The sequence below is a fragment of the Psychrobacillus sp. OK028 genome, assembly GCF_900103605.1.
Taxonomy (GTDB): Bacteria; Bacillota; Bacilli; order Bacillales_A; family Planococcaceae; genus Psychrobacillus.
In genome coordinates this window covers 187,218-205,958 of record NZ_FNHY01000008.1, presented here as the reverse complement: position 1 = coordinate 205,958, position 18,741 = coordinate 187,218, and the positions used below count along the sequence as shown (strand labels likewise).

At 39.0% G+C, this 18,741-nt stretch carries 18 protein-coding genes and 1 other annotated feature; all 18 genes read right to left on the bottom strand.

From position 1 onward, the window contains the following. Positions 1-5: 5 nt before the first annotated feature. The 18 genes from BLR36_RS14585 to BLR36_RS14500 all read right to left on the bottom strand — a co-directional run bounded on the left by BLR36_RS14585 (position 6) and on the right by BLR36_RS14500 (position 18,739). The gene (locus BLR36_RS14585; protein ID WP_175454089.1) at positions 6-695 is read right to left on the bottom strand and encodes a response regulator transcription factor; all 690 of its coding nucleotides are present in this window, start codon (positions 693-695) and stop codon (positions 6-8) included. 97 nt (positions 696-792) lie between these two features. Then, entirely contained in the window at positions 793-1,980 is a 1,188-nt protein-coding gene (tuf, locus tag BLR36_RS14580; RefSeq protein ID WP_093062483.1) for an elongation factor Tu, read from the bottom strand. 116 nt (positions 1,981-2,096) lie between these two features. Beyond that, the gene (gene fusA / locus BLR36_RS14575; protein ID WP_093062482.1) at positions 2,097-4,175 is read right to left on the bottom strand and encodes an elongation factor G; all 2,079 of its coding nucleotides are present in this window, start codon (positions 4,173-4,175) and stop codon (positions 2,097-2,099) included. A gap of 62 nt (positions 4,176-4,237) precedes the next feature. Beyond that, entirely contained in the window at positions 4,238-4,708 is a 471-nt protein-coding gene (rpsG, locus tag BLR36_RS14570) for a 30S ribosomal protein S7 (RefSeq protein WP_093062481.1), read from the bottom strand. A 41-nt stretch (positions 4,709-4,749) separates the two neighbouring features. Beyond that, positions 4,750-5,169 carry a 30S ribosomal protein S12 gene (gene rpsL / locus BLR36_RS14565; RefSeq protein WP_090567780.1) on the bottom strand — a complete coding sequence of 140 codons (420 nt, stop codon included), beginning with the start codon at positions 5,167-5,169 and terminating at the stop codon, positions 4,750-4,752. Between the two features lie 98 nt (positions 5,170-5,267). Continuing rightward, positions 5,268-5,516, bottom strand: a complete 249-nt coding sequence (locus BLR36_RS14560) for a ribosomal L7Ae/L30e/S12e/Gadd45 family protein (protein ID WP_093062480.1) — start codon at positions 5,514-5,516, stop codon at positions 5,268-5,270. A gap of 135 nt (positions 5,517-5,651) precedes the next feature. Then, positions 5,652-9,254: a DNA-directed RNA polymerase subunit beta' gene (gene rpoC / locus BLR36_RS14555; RefSeq protein WP_093062479.1), complete on the bottom strand. Its 3,603-nt coding sequence runs from the start codon at positions 9,252-9,254 to the stop codon at positions 5,652-5,654. 143 nt (positions 9,255-9,397) lie between these two features. Then, positions 9,398-12,952 (bottom strand): DNA-directed RNA polymerase subunit beta, encoded by a 3,555-nt coding sequence (gene rpoB, locus BLR36_RS14550; protein WP_093062478.1) that lies wholly within the window; start codon positions 12,950-12,952, stop codon positions 9,398-9,400. Between the two features lie 209 nt (positions 12,953-13,161). Then, positions 13,162-13,782: a class I SAM-dependent methyltransferase gene (locus BLR36_RS14545; RefSeq protein ID WP_093062477.1), complete on the bottom strand. Its 621-nt coding sequence runs from the start codon at positions 13,780-13,782 to the stop codon at positions 13,162-13,164. A gap of 77 nt (positions 13,783-13,859) precedes the next feature. Then, positions 13,860-14,222: a 50S ribosomal protein L7/L12 gene (rplL, locus tag BLR36_RS14540; protein ID WP_093062476.1), complete on the bottom strand. Its 363-nt coding sequence runs from the start codon at positions 14,220-14,222 to the stop codon at positions 13,860-13,862. A 70-nt stretch (positions 14,223-14,292) separates the two neighbouring features. Beyond that, positions 14,293-14,793: a 50S ribosomal protein L10 gene (gene rplJ, locus BLR36_RS14535; RefSeq protein WP_093062475.1), complete on the bottom strand. Its 501-nt coding sequence runs from the start codon at positions 14,791-14,793 to the stop codon at positions 14,293-14,295. Positions 14,794-14,825: 32 nt separating this feature from the next. Then, positions 14,826-14,969: a sequence feature (ribosomal protein L10 leader region), on the bottom strand. Positions 14,970-15,011: 42 nt separating this feature from the next. Then, positions 15,012-15,704, bottom strand: a complete 693-nt coding sequence (gene rplA / locus BLR36_RS14530; RefSeq protein ID WP_093062474.1) for a 50S ribosomal protein L1 — start codon at positions 15,702-15,704, stop codon at positions 15,012-15,014. Between the two features lie 128 nt (positions 15,705-15,832). Continuing rightward, positions 15,833-16,258, bottom strand: coding sequence for a 50S ribosomal protein L11 (gene rplK, locus BLR36_RS14525; protein WP_139176005.1), 426 nt, complete (start codon positions 16,256-16,258; stop codon positions 15,833-15,835). A gap of 171 nt (positions 16,259-16,429) precedes the next feature. Beyond that, complete coding sequence (nusG, locus tag BLR36_RS14520) at positions 16,430-16,963, bottom strand: transcription termination/antitermination protein NusG (RefSeq protein WP_093062473.1); 534 nt, start codon at positions 16,961-16,963, stop codon at positions 16,430-16,432. Positions 16,964-17,065: 102 nt separating this feature from the next. After that, positions 17,066-17,251: a preprotein translocase subunit SecE gene (gene secE / locus BLR36_RS14515; RefSeq protein WP_093062472.1), complete on the bottom strand. Its 186-nt coding sequence runs from the start codon at positions 17,249-17,251 to the stop codon at positions 17,066-17,068. 42 nt (positions 17,252-17,293) lie between these two features. Then, entirely contained in the window at positions 17,294-17,479 is a 186-nt protein-coding gene (gene rpmG, locus BLR36_RS14510) for a 50S ribosomal protein L33 (RefSeq protein WP_371326731.1), read from the bottom strand. A 39-nt stretch (positions 17,480-17,518) separates the two neighbouring features. Next, positions 17,519-18,160, bottom strand: a complete 642-nt coding sequence (sigH, locus tag BLR36_RS14505; protein ID WP_371326730.1) for an RNA polymerase sporulation sigma factor SigH — start codon at positions 18,158-18,160, stop codon at positions 17,519-17,521. 69 nt (positions 18,161-18,229) lie between these two features. Next, on the bottom strand, positions 18,230-18,739 hold the full coding sequence (locus BLR36_RS14500) for an NYN domain-containing protein (RefSeq protein ID WP_093062470.1): 510 nt from the start codon (positions 18,737-18,739) through the stop codon (positions 18,230-18,232). Positions 18,740-18,741 lie beyond the last annotated feature (2 nt).

Sequence of the window (18,741 nt, the reverse complement as noted above, 5' to 3'; positions counted from 1 at the left end):
AACTACTATCCCTCCCTAGAAATGGCCATATACCCTAAACCTTTTTTAGTTACGATTACATCCATAAGCCCAACTTCCTCTAATTTTGAACGAAGACGATTAACATTTACCGACAGAGTATTATCATTAACAAAACGCTCGTCATCCCAAAGTTTTCTCATTAAATCATCCCTCGACACTATTTTCCCTACAAATTGTAGTAGTACCCTCAATATAAATAACTCATTTTTTGTTAGTTCTATCGTTTTATCCATATATGTAATTTCACTTTTAGCAAAATCTATAATAGCTTCATTCCAATTACTAATATCCATAGACTCTTCTTGGTAATCGTTAGTTCTTCTTAGAAGCGCTTGGACTTTGGCAACTAATACATCAAGGTGAAACGGCTTTTGCACAAAATCATCTGCACCCATCTGCATTGCCATGATCATATCCAACGGGTGATCCCGTGACGATAAGAAAATAATAGGAACCTTTGATATACGACGTATTTCTCTACACCAATGAAATCCGTCAAATGCCGGTAGCTGAATATCAATCAGAACAAACTGTGGTTCTTCTTCTATAAACGTAGACATTACTTTTTGAAAATCATTTGGTCTAGTAACATCAAATGACCATTGTGCAAATCTCTCTTTAATCATTTCATAGATTGCTTGGTCGTCTTCTATTACTAATACTTTTATAGTCATTAACTAAATCACCTCTTTAAACTAGTTTACACTATTTTTTCATACAAAAAAAACCACCTCGTCGTCACGAGATGGTTTTATATTAAAGAATTATAGATTACTTAGTGATAGTAGCAACTACACCAGCGCCTACAGTACGTCCACCCTCACGGATAGAGAATTTAGTACCTTCTTCAAGAGCGATTGGTGAGATTAGAGATACAGTCATTTCGATGTTGTCTCCAGGCATAACCATTTCTACACCTTCAGGTAAGTTACAAACACCAGTTACGTCAGTTGTACGGAAGTAGAACTGAGGACGGTAGTTTGAGAAGAATGGAGTATGACGTCCACCCTCTTCTTTTGAAAGAACATAAACTTCAGCTTTGAAGTCTGTGTGTGGTGTAATTGAACCTGGTTTAGCTAATACTTGACCACGTTGGATCTCTTCACGAGAAACCCCACGAAGAAGAGCACCAATGTTATCTCCAGCTTCAGCATAATCAAGAAGTTTACGGAACATTTCAACACCAGTTACAGTAGTTGATTTTGCTTCTTCAGTAATACCGATAATGTCTACAACGTCACCGATTTTAACTTGTCCACGCTCAACACGTCCAGTAGCAACTGTACCACGACCAGTGATTGAGAATACATCCTCAACTGGCATCATGAATGGTTTGTCAGTTTGACGTTCTGGAGTTGGGATATAGCTATCTACAGCGTCCATTAATTCAACGATTTTTTCTTCCCATTCTGGTTCACCTTCAAGAGCTTTAAGAGCAGAACCTTTAATTACAGGAATGTCGTCGCCTGGGAAGTCGTATTCAGAAAGAAGGTCACGAATTTCCATTTCAACTAATTCAAGAAGTTCTTCGTCATCAACCATATCACATTTATTCATGAATACAACTAGGTATGGAACACCTACTTGACGTGAAAGAAGGATATGCTCACGAGTTTGTGGCATTGGGCCATCAGCAGCAGATACTACTAGGATCCCGCCGTCCATTTGTGCTGCACCTGTGATCATGTTTTTAACATAGTCAGCATGTCCTGGGCAGTCTACGTGTGCGTAGTGACGAGAAGCTGTTTCATACTCAACGTGTGAAGTATTGATTGTGATACCGCGTTCTTTTTCTTCAGGTGCGTTATCGATATCAGCGTATGATCTAGCTGTACCACCCATTTTTTTAGAAAGAACTGTTGCGATAGCAGCAGTTAGAGTTGTTTTACCATGGTCAACGTGTCCGATTGTACCAATGTTAGCATGTGTTTTGGAGCGATCAAATTTTTCTTTAGCCATTAGAGAAGTCCTCCTCAGTAATTGTATGATTTTTTATTATAAAAGTAAGGGACTAAAAGCCCCTTGCCTTTCATAGACTACAAATTAGTTATACTTTAATTTAGGTGAAAATTCAATTATTCACCTTTATTTTTTTTGATAATCTCTTCAGAGATTGATTTTGGAACATCTTCATAATGATCAAATGTCATTGAGAAGACTCCGCGTCCTTGCGTATTAGAACGTAAAGACGTTGCATATCCGAACATTTCAGCAAGTGGAACCATTGCACGTACAACTTGTGCGTTACCGCGAGCGTCCATACCTTCAACGCGTCCACGACGTGAAGTGATATCACCCATGATGTCTCCTAAATATTCTTCAGGAATAACAACTTCAACTTTCATGATTGGCTCAAGAATTACTGGGTTTACTTTAGATACAGCATTTTTCAATGCCATAGAAGCAGCAACTTTGAAGGCCATCTCATTGGAGTCAACATCATGATATGATCCGTCGTATAATTTCGCTTTAATATCGATTAACGGATACCCAGCAAGTACACCATTGTTTAGTGAGTCACGAAGACCCGCCTCAACAGCTGGAATGTATTCACGTGGAACTACCCCACCGACAACAGCATTTTCAAACTCAAAGCCTTTTCCTTCTTCGTTTGGAGAGAATTCAATCCAAACGTGTCCGAATTGACCACGTCCACCTGATTGACGTACGAATTTACCTTCAACTTGTGCTGAAGAGCGGAAAGTTTCACGGTAAGATACTTGAGGAGCACCTACGTTAGCTTCTACTTTAAATTCGCGACGCATACGGTCAACTAAGATATCAAGGTGAAGTTCACCCATACCTGCGATAATAACTTGACCAGTTTCTTGGTCTGTATGAACGCGGAATGTTGGATCTTCTTCTGCTAATTTTACAAGAGCAGCACCCATTTTATCTTGGTCAGCTTTAGATTTTGGTTCAACTGATAAAGAAATAACTGGTTCTGGGAATTCCATAGACTCTAGAATTACTAGAGCTTTTTCATCACACAGTGTATCACCAGTTGTAGTATCTTTAAGACCTACAGCTGCAGCGATATCTCCAGCATGTACTTCTGAAATCTCTTCACGAGAGTTAGCATGCATTTGTAGAATACGTCCTACGCGTTCACGCTTACCTTTAGTAGAGTTTTGAACATAAGAACCAGCTTGTAGTGTACCAGAATATACACGGAAGAATGTTAATTTACCAACGTAAGGGTCAGTCATAACTTTAAACGCTAATGCTGAGAATGGCTCTGAATCGTCAGAATGACGTTCGATTTCTTCGTCAGTATTAGGGTCGATTCCTTTCATTGCTGGAATATCAAGTGGTGATGGTAGGTATGCAACAACTGCGTCAAGAACTTTTTGAACACCTTTGTTTTTAAATGCAGTACCACATACTACTGGATAGAATTCAACGTTTAGAGTACCTTTACGGATACCTTGTACTAATTCTTCGTTCGTAATTTCTTCTCCACCAAGATATTTTTCCATTAAATCTTCGTCAAGTTCAGCTACCGCTTCAATTAACTTTTCACGGTATTCTTCAGCTTGTGCTTTGTATTCTTCTGGAATTTCTTCTTCAGTTACGTCAGTACCTAAATCATTTCCGTACAACGTAGCTTTCATCGTGATTAAGTCAATAATTCCGTTGAACTGATCTTCAGCACCAATCGGTAATTGAATTGGATGAGCATTAGCTTGTAAACGATCGTGTAGAGTTCCTACAGAATATAAGAAATCTGCACCCGTTTTATCCATTTTGTTGATGAAAACAATACGTGGTACGCCATAAGTAGTAGCTTGACGCCATACTGTTTCTGTTTGTGGTTCAACACCAGATTGAGCATCTAGTACTGTAACCGCACCATCAAGTACACGAAGTGAACGTTCAACTTCAACAGTGAAGTCTACGTGTCCTGGTGTATCGATGATATTTACACGGTGATTATCCCAAGCAGCTGTTGTTGCAGCTGAAGTGATTGTGATTCCACGTTCTTGTTCTTGCTCCATCCAGTCCATCTGTGATGCACCTTCATGAGTTTCCCCGATTTTGTGGATTTTACCAGTGTAATAAAGAATACGCTCCGTAGTAGTCGTTTTACCAGCATCGATGTGAGCCATGATCCCGATATTACGCGTTCTTTCTAAGGAGAACTCTCTAGCCATATTGTATTTCTCCTTCCATAGTCGGATTAGAGTACGATTTTATCATAAGTTTTAAAAAGATTTTACCAACGATAGTGAGCAAATGCTTTGTTAGCTTCCGCCATTTTGTGCATATCTTCACGTTTCTTAACTGAAGCACCAGTGTTGTTAGATGCATCAAGAATTTCGTTAGCTAGACGTTCTTCCATCGTTTTTTCTCCACGAAGACGTGAATAGTTTACTAAGTAACGAAGACCTAGTGTTGAACGACGATCTGGACGTACTTCAACCGGTACTTGGTAGTTAGCACCACCAACACGACGAGCACGTACTTCAAGAACTGGCATTACATTGTTTAGGGCAGCTTCGAATACTTCTAAAGCATCTTTACCAGAACGTTCTTGAACAAGTGAAAACGCTCCGTATAGAATTTTTTGAGAAGTACCTCTTTTACCGTCAACCATCATTTTATTGATTAAACGAGTTACTAGTTTAGAATTATAAATTGGATCTGGTAACACGTCACGTTTGGAAACAGGACCTTTACGAGGCATGTGTTTTCCTCCTTTCGACGAATGTCAAATTATTAATTAAATTATTTCTTTTCTTTAGGGCGTTTTGCACCGTAAAGAGAACGACTTTGCATACGACCAGTAACACCAGCTGTATCAAGAGCACCACGTACGATATGATAACGTACCCCTGGTAAATCTTTTACTTTTCCTCCGCGGATAAGTACAACACTATGTTCTTGTAGGTTGTGTCCTTCTCCTGGAATATAAGCAGTAACCTCTAACGTATTTGTTAAACGTACACGCGCATATTTACGAAGTGCTGAGTTTGGTTTTTTCGGCGTCATAGTACCAACACGAGTACAAACCCCACGTTTTTGTGGAGAGTTCAGGTTAGTACCAGCCTTTTTGAAGCTGTTATAACCTTTTCCTAGTGCAGGAGACTTAGATTTCGTACTTTTGGATTGACGAGGCTTACGTACCAATTGGTTAATTGTAGGCATCGATTATTCCTCCCTTCATTTGTTCTTGTTAATACCACACATCCAGGTGGTTCATTTTTTGGGTAAAAACAAAGTCTTTGTGCATTACACAAAAACTGTTACACAGTAATAGCTACAACTGACGCCGCTAAGCGCAGTCCACAAGCCTTACCAAGATCTACTTTAGACTCAACGTAGTTAATCGAAACATTGTTTTCTTCGGCTGTTTGCCGTGCTAGCTCAATGATTCTCTCTTCTACATCTAGTGCAATATAAACTTCTTTGACAAGCCCTTTTTTCATTGCTTTTACTGCTTGCTTTGTACCTATGATTGCTTCTTTCGCTTGTTTCACTTTTTCATAAGACATTTGCATATCCTCCAAAGGTACAAGTCAGATAACTATCAACCTTAAATATATTATCATTCATTGAAAAAGGTGTCAACAATAATCATGAAAATATTAGAGAGAAATATTATTACCTCTCTCTAATATTCAGTTGTATTATTCTGCGTTAACTAACTCTTTTTCACTGTCTGCTTCGTTGTCTGTTATTTTAATCTGACGATAACGTTGCATACCAGTACCAGCCGGAACTAGTTTACCAATAATTACGTTTTCTTTCAGTCCTAATAACTCATCACGTTTTCCTTTGATCGCTGCGTCTGTTAATACGCGAGTCGTTTCTTGGAAGGATGCAGCAGATAAGAACGATTCTGTTTCAAGAGAAGCTTTTGTAATACCAAGGATAACTGGGCGACATGTTGCAGGAATTTTACCTTGTAAAACGGCTTCCTTGTTCGCTTCAGCAAATTGGTGGATATCTAGTAGTGAGCCTGGAAGTAGGTCAGTTTCTCCCGCTTCAATCACACGTACTTTACGAAGCATTTGGCGTACCATTACCTCGATATGTTTATCCCCGATTTCTACCCCTTGCATACGGTAAACTTTTTGTACTTCTTTTAGTAAGTACTCTTGAACAGTTGAAACATCTTTAACTCTCAACAATTCCTTCGGATCCACAGAACCCTCAGTTAATACTTGACCACGGTGCATTGTATCGTTAAGTTGAACTTTTAAACGTGCATTGTATGGTGCCAAATATTTACGAGTTTCTACATTACCTTGAATTGTAATTTCTTTTTGGCCTTCTCTAATTTCTTCAATTTCAGTAACAGTCCCTGAAATTTCAGAGATAACAGCTTGCCCTTTTGGATTACGAGCTTCGAAAATTTCTTGGATACGCGGAAGACCTTGGGTAATATCATCTCCAGCAACCCCACCTGTATGGAATGTACGCATTGTTAACTGTGTACCTGGTTCACCAATAGATTGAGCGGCGATGATACCAACTGCTTCTCCAACTTCTACTTTGTCTCCAGTAGCTAAGTTCAAGCCGTAACATTTTTTACAAACACCGTGTTTTGTATTACAAGTAAATGCAGAACGAATTGTTAACTCCGTGATACCCGCTTCTTCAATAACACGAGCAGCGTCTTGTGTAATTAACCCGTCTTTTTCTAAAATCACTTCATTTGTAGTTGGATGGAAGATTGTTTTCTTCGTATGACGACCAACAATACGTTCGCCAAACTCTTCAATAACTTCCGTTCCTTCCATTAGTGAACCAATTAGTAATCCACGGTCTGTTCCACAATCATCTTCGCGTACGATTACATCTTGCGCAACGTCTACTAGACGGCGAGTTAAGTAACCTGAATCGGCAGTTTTAAGAGCTGTATCGGCAAGACCTTTACGCGCACCATGTGTAGAGATAAAGTATTCAAGTACTGTTAACCCTTCACGGAACGATGACTTGATCGGAAGTTCGATGATTCGACCAGCCGGATTGGCCATTAGTCCACGCATACCTGCAAGTTGAGTAAAGTTAGATGCATTACCACGGGCACCTGAGTCACTCATCATGAAGATTGGGTTCATGTTATCTAGTGATCTCATCAGTTTATCTTGAATAACTTCTTTCGCTTTACTCCAGTGTCCAATAACACTAGCGTAACGTTCTTCCTCCGTAATTAGACCACGACGGAATTGTTTAATAACTTTATCCACTTTACCTTGTGCTTCTTCAAGAATTTCGCCTTTGTCTGGCAATACGACGATATCGGAGATACCAATTGTAATACCAGCTTTAGTAGAGTATTTAAATCCAAGTGCTTTCATACGGTCAAGCATTTTCGACGTTTCTGTAATATGGAAACGTTTAAATACTTCCGCAATGATATTTCCAAGGATTTTCTTCTTGAATGGCTGTACAAGATCCATAGTCTCGAAATGTTTTTTCACATCTGTAGTCATTGGAACGAAATATTTCTCCGGAGTTTCAGTTTGTAAATTGAAATCTGTCGGTTCATTGATGTATGGGAACGATTCTGGAAGTATTTCATTGAAAATAACTTTACCTACAGTCGTTAGCAATAGCATCTTGTTTTGCTCTTCTGTAAATGTTTGATTGTTTACAGAGGAAGCAGGTATTCCAATACGAGAATGCAAATGTACGTGACCAGTGTTATAAGCAATTAGCACTTCTTCTGGACCATAGAATGTTGAACCTTCGCCCATTGCACCTTTACGCTCAAGTGTTAAGTAATAGTTTCCTAATACCATATCTTGAGATGGTGTAACTACTGGTTTTCCATCTTTCGGGTTCAAAATGTTTTGTGCTGCAAGCATTAGTAAACGAGCTTCCGCTTGTGCTTCTGCTGATAAAGGCACGTGAACAGCCATTTGGTCACCATCGAAGTCAGCATTATATGCTGTACATACTAGAGGGTGAAGACGAATTGCGCGACCTTCTACTAATGTTGGTTCGAACGCTTGAATACCAAGACGGTGAAGAGTTGGTGCACGGTTAAGTAAAACCGGATGCTCTCTAATTACATCTTCCAATACATCCCATACTTCAGCATGCATACGTTCAATTTTACGTTTAGCACTCTTAATGTTGTGAGCTAAACCACGTTCAACAAGTTCTTTCATCACAAATGGCTTGAATAGTTCAATAGCCATTTCTTTTGGAAGTCCACATTGATACATCTTCAAGTTTGGTCCTACTACGATAACCGAACGACCAGAGTAGTCTACACGTTTACCAAGTAGATTTTGACGGAAACGACCTTGTTTCCCTTTTAACATATGTGAAAGTGATTTCAACGGACGGTTACCTGGTCCTGTTACCGGACGACCACGACGACCATTGTCGATCAATGCATCAACAGCTTCTTGTAACATACGTTTTTCGTTTTGAACGATGATACTTGGAGCACCAAGATCCAATAGACGTTTTAAACGGTTATTACGGTTAATGACACGACGGTATAAATCATTTAAATCAGATGTAGCAAAGCGTCCACCATCTAATTGAACCATTGGGCGTAATTCTGGAGGAATTACTGGTAGAACGTCTAAAATCATCCAGTCAGGTTTGTTGCCTGAATTACGGAAAGATTCCACTACTTCTAAACGTTTAATTGCACGTGTACGACGTTGACCTTGAGCTGTTTTCAACTCTTCTTTCAAATGTTCTGTTTCACTTTCTAGGTCAATTTCTGAAAGTAGACGTTTAATAGCCTCTGCACCCATAGCAGCTTGGAATTTTGTTCCAAACTTATCGCGATATGCACGGTACTCTTTTTCAGAAAGCAATTGTTTCTTTTCAAGAGGTGTGTCTGCTGGCTCTATTACTACGTAAGAAGCAAAGTAAATTACTTCTTCTAGTGACCTTGGAGACATATCCAAAATCAGACCCATACGACTTGGGATACCTTTGAAATACCAAATATGTGATACAGGAGCAGCTAGTTCGATGTGACCCATACGTTCACGACGTACTTTAGAACGTGTTACTTCTACTCCACAACGATCGCATACAACACCTTTATAACGAACGCGTTTATATTTTCCGCAATGACATTCCCAGTCTTTTGTAGGACCAAAAATACGTTCACAGAATAAACCATCTTTTTCAGGTTTTAATGTACGATAGTTAATTGTTTCAGGTTTTTTTACTTCCCCATAAGACCATGAACGGATTTTATCAGGTGAAGCTAAACCAATTTTCATATACTCAAAATTATTAACGTCTATCAAGGAGCCTACCTCCCTTTAGTCTTGTGTCTTTTAAAAAGACTTTTCCAAGTAGCTCTGCATTATGCAATTTTATACGGAAACACGGACAGGCATCACCTGTCCGATTTTTATTGTGTAATCTAAGCGCAATTACGCTTTTCTTATTATTCTAGTGTACTAACTGGTTCTTCCTCTGTTGCGATTGGCAAAATACCAAGTGCATCAGCCGCCGGAATATCATCATCTTCATCTAAATCGCGAAGCTCAATTTCTTCTTCGTCGATTGTAAGCATCTTAACATCCATACCTAAACTTTGTAGCTCTTTAATCAATACTTTGAATGATTCAGGAACTCCTGGTTCTGGTACACTTTCACCTTTAACAATTGCTTCATATGTTTTCACACGTCCAACAACGTCATCGGATTTTACTGTTAAAATTTCTTGTAACGTATAAGCAGCACCATAAGCTTCTAGTGCCCATACTTCCATTTCCCCGAAACGTTGTCCACCAAATTGCGCTTTCCCTCCTAGAGGTTGTTGCGTAACTAGTGAATAAGGTCCAGTAGAACGAGCATGTAACTTATCATCTACCATGTGCGCAAGTTTAATCATATACATAACCCCTACAGATACACGGTTATCAAATGGTTCGCCTGAACGTCCATCATAAAGGATAGTTTTACCGTCACGATTAAGTCCTGCTTCTTCCATTGTGTTCCAAACGTCTTCTTCGTTGGCACCATCAAATACTGGTGACGCCATATGAACACCAAGAATTCTTGAAGCCATACCTAAGTGAAGCTCCAATACTTGCCCAATGTTCATACGAGAAGGTACCCCAAGTGGATTTAACATGATATCTACTGGTGTGCCGTCTGGAAGGAATGGCATATCTTCCTCAGGAAGAATACGCGAGATAACCCCTTTGTTACCATGTCGTCCGGCCATTTTATCTCCAACGGAGATTTTACGTTTTTGAACGATATAAGCACGAACTAATTGGTTAACACCCGGAGATAACTCATCGCCATCTTCACGATTAAATACTTTTACGTCTAATACAATCCCACCTGCACCATGAGGCACACGTAGAGAAGTATCACGAACTTCACGAGCTTTTTCACCGAAAATTGCGTGTAGTAATCTTTCTTCAGCTGTTAGTTCTGTAACTCCTTTTGGTGTTACTTTCCCAACAAGGATGTCTCCATCACGAACTTCTGCCCCAACACGGATAATTCCACGGTCGTCCAAGTTGCGTAATGCATCTTCACCGACATTAGGGATATCTCTCGTAATTTCCTCTGGCCCAAGTTTTGTATCACGTGATTCTGACTCATATTCTTCAATGTGAACAGAAGTATATACATCGTCTTTCACTAGACGTTCACTCATAATAACGGCATCTTCATAGTTGTATCCATCCCACGTCATGAAAGCTACTAGTACATTACGTCCTAAAGCAAGCTCTCCTTGTTCCATAGAAGGACCATCTGCAAGGATATCCAGAGGTTTAACACGATCTCCAATTTTTACGATTGGACGTTGGTTTATAGATGTACCATGATTCGAACGCTCGAATTTATGAACTTTATAAGATGTTAAATCTCCTTTAACTTCTTTACCATCCACTTCTTCAATACGTCTAACACGAATTTCTTTTGCTTCAACATGCTCAACAATACCGTGGTATTTTGCAATAACCGCAGCACCTGAGTCACGAGCGTTCACATGTTCCATACCAGTTCCAACGAATGGAGCTTCTGGGTTTAATAATGGAACTGCTTGACGTTGCATGTTCGCTCCCATAAGCGCACGGTTGGAGTCATCGTTTTCCAAGAACGGAATACATGCAGTTGCGGCAGAAACAACTTGTTTCGGCGAAACGTCCATATAGTCAATTTGTTCTTTTTTAAACACAGTGTTATCTCCACGGAAACGACCAACTACTTCATCCTTCAGGAATTCTCCTTCATCAGATAATGGCGAGTTAGCTTGTGCAACCACATAGTTATCCTCTTCATCAGCAGTTAAATAGTCGATACGTGATGTAACTAACCCTGTCTCGGGGTCAACACGACGATATGGTGTTTCAATAAATCCAAATTTATTCACTTTCGCAAAACTAGAAAGCGAGTTAATAAGTCCAATGTTTGGTCCCTCAGGCGTTTCGATTGGACACATACGACCGTAGTGAGAGTAGTGAACGTCACGTACTTCAAAACCTGCGCGCTCACGCGTTAAACCACCGGGTCCAAGCGCCGATAGACGGCGTTTGTGTGTCAACTCAGCAAGTGGGTTCGTTTGGTCCATGAACTGAGATAACTGCGAGCTACCAAAGAACTCTTTGATAGATGCAATAACTGGACGTATATTGATCAATTGTTGCGGCACGATGGATTGTGTATCGTTTATAGACATACGCTCACGTACAACACGTTCCATACGTGAAAGACCGATACGGAACTGATTTTGTAGTAACTCACCTACAGAACGTAAACGACGGTTACCTAGATGATCGATATCATCTGTGTTCCCAACGTTGAACAATAGGTTAAAGAAGTAACCAATAGATGCAACGATATCAGCAGGCGTAATGTTTTTTACTTCTGTTTCTACATACGCGTTACTTATAACATTAACTTCTTTTTGTTCTTCATCGTTTGGAGCATAAATTTTAATCGATTGGATAGTAATATCGTCTTCTAAAACACCACCTACTTGAGATAATGTTTTGAAGCCAATGCCATTTTCAAGATGAGGAATTAGACGATCTAGTACACGACGATCTATCAACGTACCAGCTTCTACTAAAATCTCTCCTGTTTCCGGATCCACTAGCGTTTCTGCTATTGTTTGGTTAAACAAACGATTTTTAATATGCAATTTTTTGTTCATTTTGTAACGACCAACATTCGCTAAGTCATAGCGTTTTGGGTCAAAGAAACGAGAGTATAGCAGGCTCTTTGCACTTTCCACTGTTGGTGGTTCACCAGGACGTAGACGCTCATAGATTTCCAGTAACGCTTTTTCAGACGTTTCTGTATTATCTTTTTCTAGCGTGTTACGTAAATATTCATTGTCACCGATTAAATCGATAATTTCTTGATCTGATCCAAAGCCTAATGCGCGAAGTAAAACAGTAACTGGTAATTTACGTGTGCGATCGATACGAACGTAAACTACGTCTTTTGCATCGATTTCATATTCTAACCATGCACCACGGTTTGGAATAACAGTTGATCCAAAACCTTTTTTACCGTTTTTGTCTGTTTTATCATGGAAGTAAACACTTGGTGAGCGGACTAACTGAGATACGATTACGCGCTCAGCTCCGTTAATAACGAAAGTTCCGGTTTCAGTCATTAATGGGAAATCACCCATGAAGACATCTTGTTCCTTCACTTCGTCCGTTTCTTTGTTGTGGAGACGTACTTTTACGCGTAGTGGTGCTGCGTATGTTGCGTCACGTTCTTTCGATTCGTCGACTGAATACTTCGGTTCGTTTAAACTATAGTCGACAAATTCAAGTGATAGATTGCCTGTAAAGTCCTCGATTGGTGAAATATCCTTGAACATTTCACGTAAACCTTCTTCAAGGAACCATTCATAAGATGCCGTCTGAATTTCGATTAGATTCGGTAGTTCCAGCACCTCACTAATACGCGCAAAACTTCTGCGTTGGCGGTGTTGTCCGTATTGAACTAGTTGACCTGTCAACTCATTCACCCCTCAATAAAGCGATATTAGGTCTTTTCGATATGAACATTTTGGTGTATGATATCGAAAGACAAAAAGAAAACGAGTTCTTAATAAGAGCTCATTTTCGATTAACCAAACTTTTTCTCGGCAAGTATACCCATTTCTACTTCTATTTATTCAAAAGGGCATACGTCCTCAAAATAATAATTTTGCATTTTCTTATAATATCATAGCGATTTTGTCAAGTCAATCTTTGTAGCTTTGATAATCCAATAACCTCTAGACTTTTCTACAACGTCAACTTGACCAAAAACCTCTTCTAAATAACTAAAAGTTGATGGTGCCCCTTGTTTCTTTTGAATCACAACCCACAATTCTCCCTTTGAAACTAACTTTTCATAAGATTCATCATAGAAACGAAAAATAGTTTCTTTTCCAGCGCGAATCGGTGGATTAGTTATAATAGCCGCAAAGTTTGCAGTGTCAACCGCTGACAATCCATCACTTTCATAGATTCGTACATTTTGTATCCCGTTAGCAGCAGCATTTTTTTCTGCAAGTTGGATTGCACGTGTGTTAACATCTACCAAATGAACTGTTTTTCCCTCATTTGCTTTTGCAATAGAAAGACCTATTGGCCCATATCCACAGCCTATATCTAAAATTGGACCTTCTAGATCCGGCAATTCAAAAGCATCGATTAATACACGGGAGCCAAAATCTACTTCGCTTTTACTAAATACACCAGCATCTGTTTCAAATCGGAAGTTATACCCTAGTAATGTAAAATTCCATTGTCTTGGTTTACTTTCTGTTTGAGGTTTCCTAGAGTAATAATGATCAGACACCAAATCACCCTCCATAATACATACGAAGAAAAGCCCGTCGTTTACTGACGAGCTTTTTTCTTCGAATTGTACAAAAATTACTTAACTTCTACGCCTGCGCCAACTTCTTCAAGTTGTGCTTTGAAAGCTTCTGCTTCGTCTTTAGAAATACCTTCTTTAAGTGGTTTTGGAGCATTGTCAACTAATTCTTTAGCTTCTTTTAATCCAAGACCAGTGATTTCACGAACCACTTTGATTACTTTGATTTTTTGATCTCCAGCAGATGCAAGGATTACGTCAAAATCAGTTTTTTCTTCAGCAGCAGCAGCTCCGCCACCAGCAGCCATTGCCATTGGAGCAGCAGCAGTAACACCGAATTCTTCTTCAATTGCTTTTACTAAGTCGTTTAATTCAAGAACTGTCATTGATTTGATAGCTTCTAAGATTTGTTCGTTATTCATTTTGTTTTCCTCCTATTATGGATAATTTTAGGCTATAAGCCGTTTGGTAGTATTTAAGCCGCGTAATAAATTATGCGCCTTGTTCTTCTTTTTGTTCTGCAACAGCTTTTGTTGCAAGCGCAAAGTTGCGCATTGGAGCTTGAAGTACTGAAAGAAGCATAGAAAGTAGTCCATCGCGTGATGGAAGTTCTGCTAATGCTTTCACATCTTCAGCAGATGCTACAGTTCCTTCGATTACACCAACTTTAATTTCAAGTTGTTCATTCTTTTTAGCGAAATCATTAATGATTTTAGCTGGCGCAATTACGTCTTCGTTAGAAAATGCTACTGCGTTTGGACCAACAAGGCTTTCGTTAATACCTTCAAGACCAGCAACTTCAGTCGCACGACGTGTAAGTGAGTTTTTGTAAACTTTGAACTCCACACCAGCTTCACGAAGTTGTTTACGTAATTCTGTTACTTGCGCAACATTCAAACCGCGATAGTCAACAACTACTACGGAAGCAGCAGCTTTAAACTTTTCAGCAATTTCTTGAACTTGCACTTTTTTTGTTTCGATTGCTTTGTTCATCTTGGCACCTCCTATAAGAATTGGCCATTTATACCGACAAAAGAAAAGCCTCTGTTCTACGAATAGACACAGAGGCAGAAAGTCATCATCTTAAAAGAATCTGAATTTACTTGTCCTCGGTAGGAAATTAAGCGATGAATCGCCCCTACTGTCTTCGGTACAAATGTATATTTAACAACAAAAGTCATCTTAACAGATATACTTTTAACTGTCAACTATTATTTAATTGATTGCGCGTCAACTTTTACAGCTGGTCCCATAGTAGTCGTGATATTCACAGACTTCATGTAAACACCTTTAGATGCTGCAGGCTTAGCTTTTTGAACTACATCAAATACAGCTAAGAAGTTTTCTACTAATTTGTCGTCCTCGAAAGAAACTTTACCGATAGGAGCGTGAATAATCCCTGCTTTGTCAGCACGGTATTCTACTTTACCAGCTTTAATCTCTTCGATTGCTTTTGTTACATCAAATGTAACTGTACCAGTTTTAGGGTTTGGCATTAAACCTTTTGGTCCAAGTACACGACCGATTTTACCAACTTCACCCATCATGTCAGGTGTTGCAACGATTACGTCGAAGTCAAACCATCCTTGTTGGATTTTGTTAATATATTCAGTATCGCCTACATAGTCTGCACCAGCAGCTTCTGCTTCTTTTAACTTTTCACCTTTAGCAAATACTAATACACGTTGTGTTTTACCAGTTCCGTTCGGAAGTACTACTGCTCCACGGATTTGTTGGTCATTTTTACGAGTATCGATCCCTAAACGGAAAGCAACTTCTACAGTTGCATCGAAGTTAACTGTGCTTGTTTTTTTAGCAAGCTCAATAGCTTCTTTAGCTGAGTATAATTTTGAAGCTTCTACCAATTTAGCTGCTTCTTGTAACTTTTTACCTTTGTTAGCCATTATAAATGTCCTCCTTGATAGTGGTTTTAGCGGAATAAACCTCCCACGTGTAAAGGTTGCAGTTATCCTATATGAACAACTACAACCTCCCAAAAAACAATGCGTCATATCAAAATGCACATTAAGTATTAGTCTTCGATCGTAATACCCATGCTGCGTGCAGTACCTTCAACCATCAACATAGCTGCTTCAACAGATGCTGCGTTTAAATCTGGCATTTTTTGTTCTGCGATTTCGCGAACTTTTTCACGTTTCACTGTCGCCACTTTTACGCGGTTCGGTTCACCTGATCCAGATTGAATACCTGCTGCTACTTTAAGTAACACTGCTGCCGGCGGAGTTTTTGTAATGAAAGTAAATGAACGATCTTCAAATACAGAAATTTCAACCGGAATGATTAGACCTGCTTGATCTGCAGTACGTGCGTTGAACTCCTTACAGAATCCCATGATGTTAACACCTGCTTGACCCAATGCTGGACCAACCGGCGGCGCTGGATTTGCTTTACCAGCAGGAATTTGTAATTTAACAACTTTAATCACTTTTTTAGCCACGAGACACACCTCCTTAAGTCCGTGATGTGGTAATTGGGTTGCCCCTCCCACTCAAATATCTGTCTCTCAGCTCTGCGCTGATAACATTAGAAAAATTAATACAGACCTATTTTAAGTCTGACCTTTGAAATGATATCACTATTTCCCAGCTTTAGCAAGTGGAAACGGAAATTATATTTTAATAACTTGATCGAAATCTAATTCCATATTCGTTTCGCGGCCAAACATATCTACAGAAACAGTTACTTTACCTTTATCTATATCAATCAATTCTACTTTACCTTGGAAGTGCGCAAAAGGTCCTTCTAATACTTCAACCAATTCTCCGACAGTAAAGTCCACCTCTACTACGCGTTCACCATCACCCATTTGTTTCAACATAGATTGTACTTCTTCTGGAGCTAAAGGAGTTGGTTTTGTTCCTCCACCAGAAGAACCAAGGAATCCAGTTACACCCGGTGTATTTCTAACTACGTACCAAGCGTCGTCTGTCATAATAAGCTCCACAAAAACATATCCAGGAAACGTTTTTCTAACAACGACACGTTTTTTGCCGTCTTTAAAATCCGTCTCTTCTTGTTCAGGGATGTATACACGGAATATTTTATCCGACATACCCATTGTTTCTACTCGTTTTTCTAAGTTTGCTTTTACTTTGTTTTCATACCCAGAGTACGTATGAACAACATACCAATTTTTTTCCATAGTGTCAGGACTAATCGTCCGTCCCCTCCTTTTCTCAAGACAAATGAAAAAACCCGTTCGTTTAATAAGACGGGCTATTTTCAAATATTTACATTCTACTTATTATAATGCCAAATACCAACGGAACAATTCAGAGATACCTAAATCAACCACAGCAAAAAATACAGCCATTATTACTACAGTAGCAAGCACAATTACTGTGTACTTAGTAAGCTCTTTACGTCTAGGCCAGCTTACTTTTCTCATTTCACTCATTACATTTTTGAAAAACCCACTAACATTAGCCATTTAGCTAAACCCCCACACAAAAAATCTATCTTATTTTTATTATCATAACGTTTGTTTATGAAGTGTATGCATATTGCAGTGTGCACAATACTTTTTACGTTCTATTCGAATTGCAACATTTTCTTTGGATGCAGGAACCGTATAATTACGATTGCCACATTGGACACAGCTTAAGACAGTCTTCTTTACCATAATATCACCTTTTGTAACCATATAAGTCTTTTTCAAGATTATCATCTTACATAAACGATGTCAACAAAATCCCAGTTATGCGTAGTTACTACCAATCTCCATATAACGTTCTAGTTTACGCTTCACTCGTTGCAAGGCGTTGTCGATAGATTTTACATGACGGTTCAATTCTTCAGAAATTTCTTGGTAAGTTTGACCATCTAAGTATAAGGCGAGTACTTGTTGTTCAAGCTCACTTAGTATTTCAGCCATCTTCCCTTCCATATAATCGTAATCCTCCCGATTGATGATTAATTCTTCTGGATCATCTATTACCGAACCAGCAATCATATCCATCAATGTTCGATCAGATTCCTCATCGTATATGGGCTTGTCCAATGAAACATAGGAATTTAGCGGAATATGCTTTTGACGAGTAGCTGTTTTAATAGCGGTTATTATTTGTCGAGTGATACATAATTCGGCAAAAGCTCTAAAAGAAGCAAGTTTCTCTTCCTTAAAATCTCGAATCGCCTTATATAATCCGATCATTCCTTCTTGGAGAATATCTTCTTTATCGGCCCCTATTAAAAAGTAGGATCTTCCCTTCATACGGACGAAAGAACGGTATTTTGTTATTAAAAAATCTAGTGCCTCAGTGTTTCCTTGATGAACCAATTCCACAAGCTCTTCATCTAGTAAACTATCCAAATGCAGATTCTGTTCTGTCTTTTCCAATGAAGTCACCTCAGCTAACATGAATAGTTATTCCAAGTATACAGGAAGGAAATTTATAGCGTCAATGAATCATTTCATTCCTCTTCGCCATTTTTCGAAAATTTCTGCAATTTCTTCTGTTAATGGTATGTTAGAAACAGGCTTATCCACTTGAATACTCTTTACTTTTTTGGATATTTTGGAGGAGATCGACAACATTTCAATTTCTAATTCTCTTGCTGATTTTCGCAGTGCCCCTTGTCCAAATATAATTCGTTGCTCGATCTGATCAGATGTTGCTACGTAAATTTGAACTCTTCTACCACTCAATTCTTTCGTTAACTTTTCAATACGTTCGTCTGCTATTTCGTTTTTTCTTGTATAAATAACTTCTACGTCATATTGTTTCTTCTTGTTTTCGATACCAGGCACTAAGTGCGCATCAAATACTACAATCACTCGAACGCCTGTATATGCTTTATATTCTGCCATTAGCTCGATCAAGCGGTCTCTAGCGTCTAATAATTTTATTTCTTTTAACTTTCTTAACTCGCTCCATGCGCCGATGATATTATATCCATCGACAAGTAGAATTTGCATCT

Bases quoted from the DNA above. Each gene is read 5' to 3' on its own strand.
- BLR36_RS14585 (WP_175454089.1), bottom strand. From the start codon at position 695: ATGACTATAAAAGTATTAGTAATAGAAGACGACCAAGCAATCTATGAA.
- tuf (WP_093062483.1), bottom strand. From the start codon at position 1,980: ATGGCTAAAGAAAAATTTGATCGCTCCAAAACACATGCTAACATTGGT.
- fusA (WP_093062482.1), bottom strand. From the start codon at position 4,175: ATGGCTAGAGAGTTCTCCTTAGAAAGAACGCGTAATATCGGGATCATG.
- rpsG (WP_093062481.1), bottom strand. From the start codon at position 4,708: ATGCCTCGTAAAGGTCCTGTTTCCAAACGTGACGTGTTACCAGATCCA.
- rpsL (WP_090567780.1), bottom strand. From the start codon at position 5,169: ATGCCTACAATTAACCAATTGGTACGTAAGCCTCGTCAATCCAAAAGT.
- BLR36_RS14560 (WP_093062480.1), bottom strand. From the start codon at position 5,516: ATGTCTTATGAAAAAGTGAAACAAGCGAAAGAAGCAATCATAGGTACA.
- rplL (WP_093062476.1), bottom strand. From the start codon at position 14,222: ATGAATAACGAACAAATCTTAGAAGCTATCAAATCAATGACAGTTCTT.
- rplJ (WP_093062475.1), bottom strand. From the start codon at position 14,793: ATGAACAAAGCAATCGAAACAAAAAAAGTGCAAGTTCAAGAAATTGCT.
- rplA (WP_093062474.1), bottom strand. From the start codon at position 15,704: ATGGCTAACAAAGGTAAAAAGTTACAAGAAGCAGCTAAATTGGTAGAA.
- nusG (WP_093062473.1), bottom strand. From the start codon at position 16,963: ATGGAAAAAAATTGGTATGTTGTTCATACGTACTCTGGGTATGAAAAC.
- secE (WP_093062472.1), bottom strand. From the start codon at position 17,251: ATGGCTAATGTTAGTGGGTTTTTCAAAAATGTAATGAGTGAAATGAGA.
- BLR36_RS14500 (WP_093062470.1), bottom strand. From the start codon at position 18,739: ATGCAAATTCTACTTGTCGATGGATATAATATCATCGGCGCATGGAGC.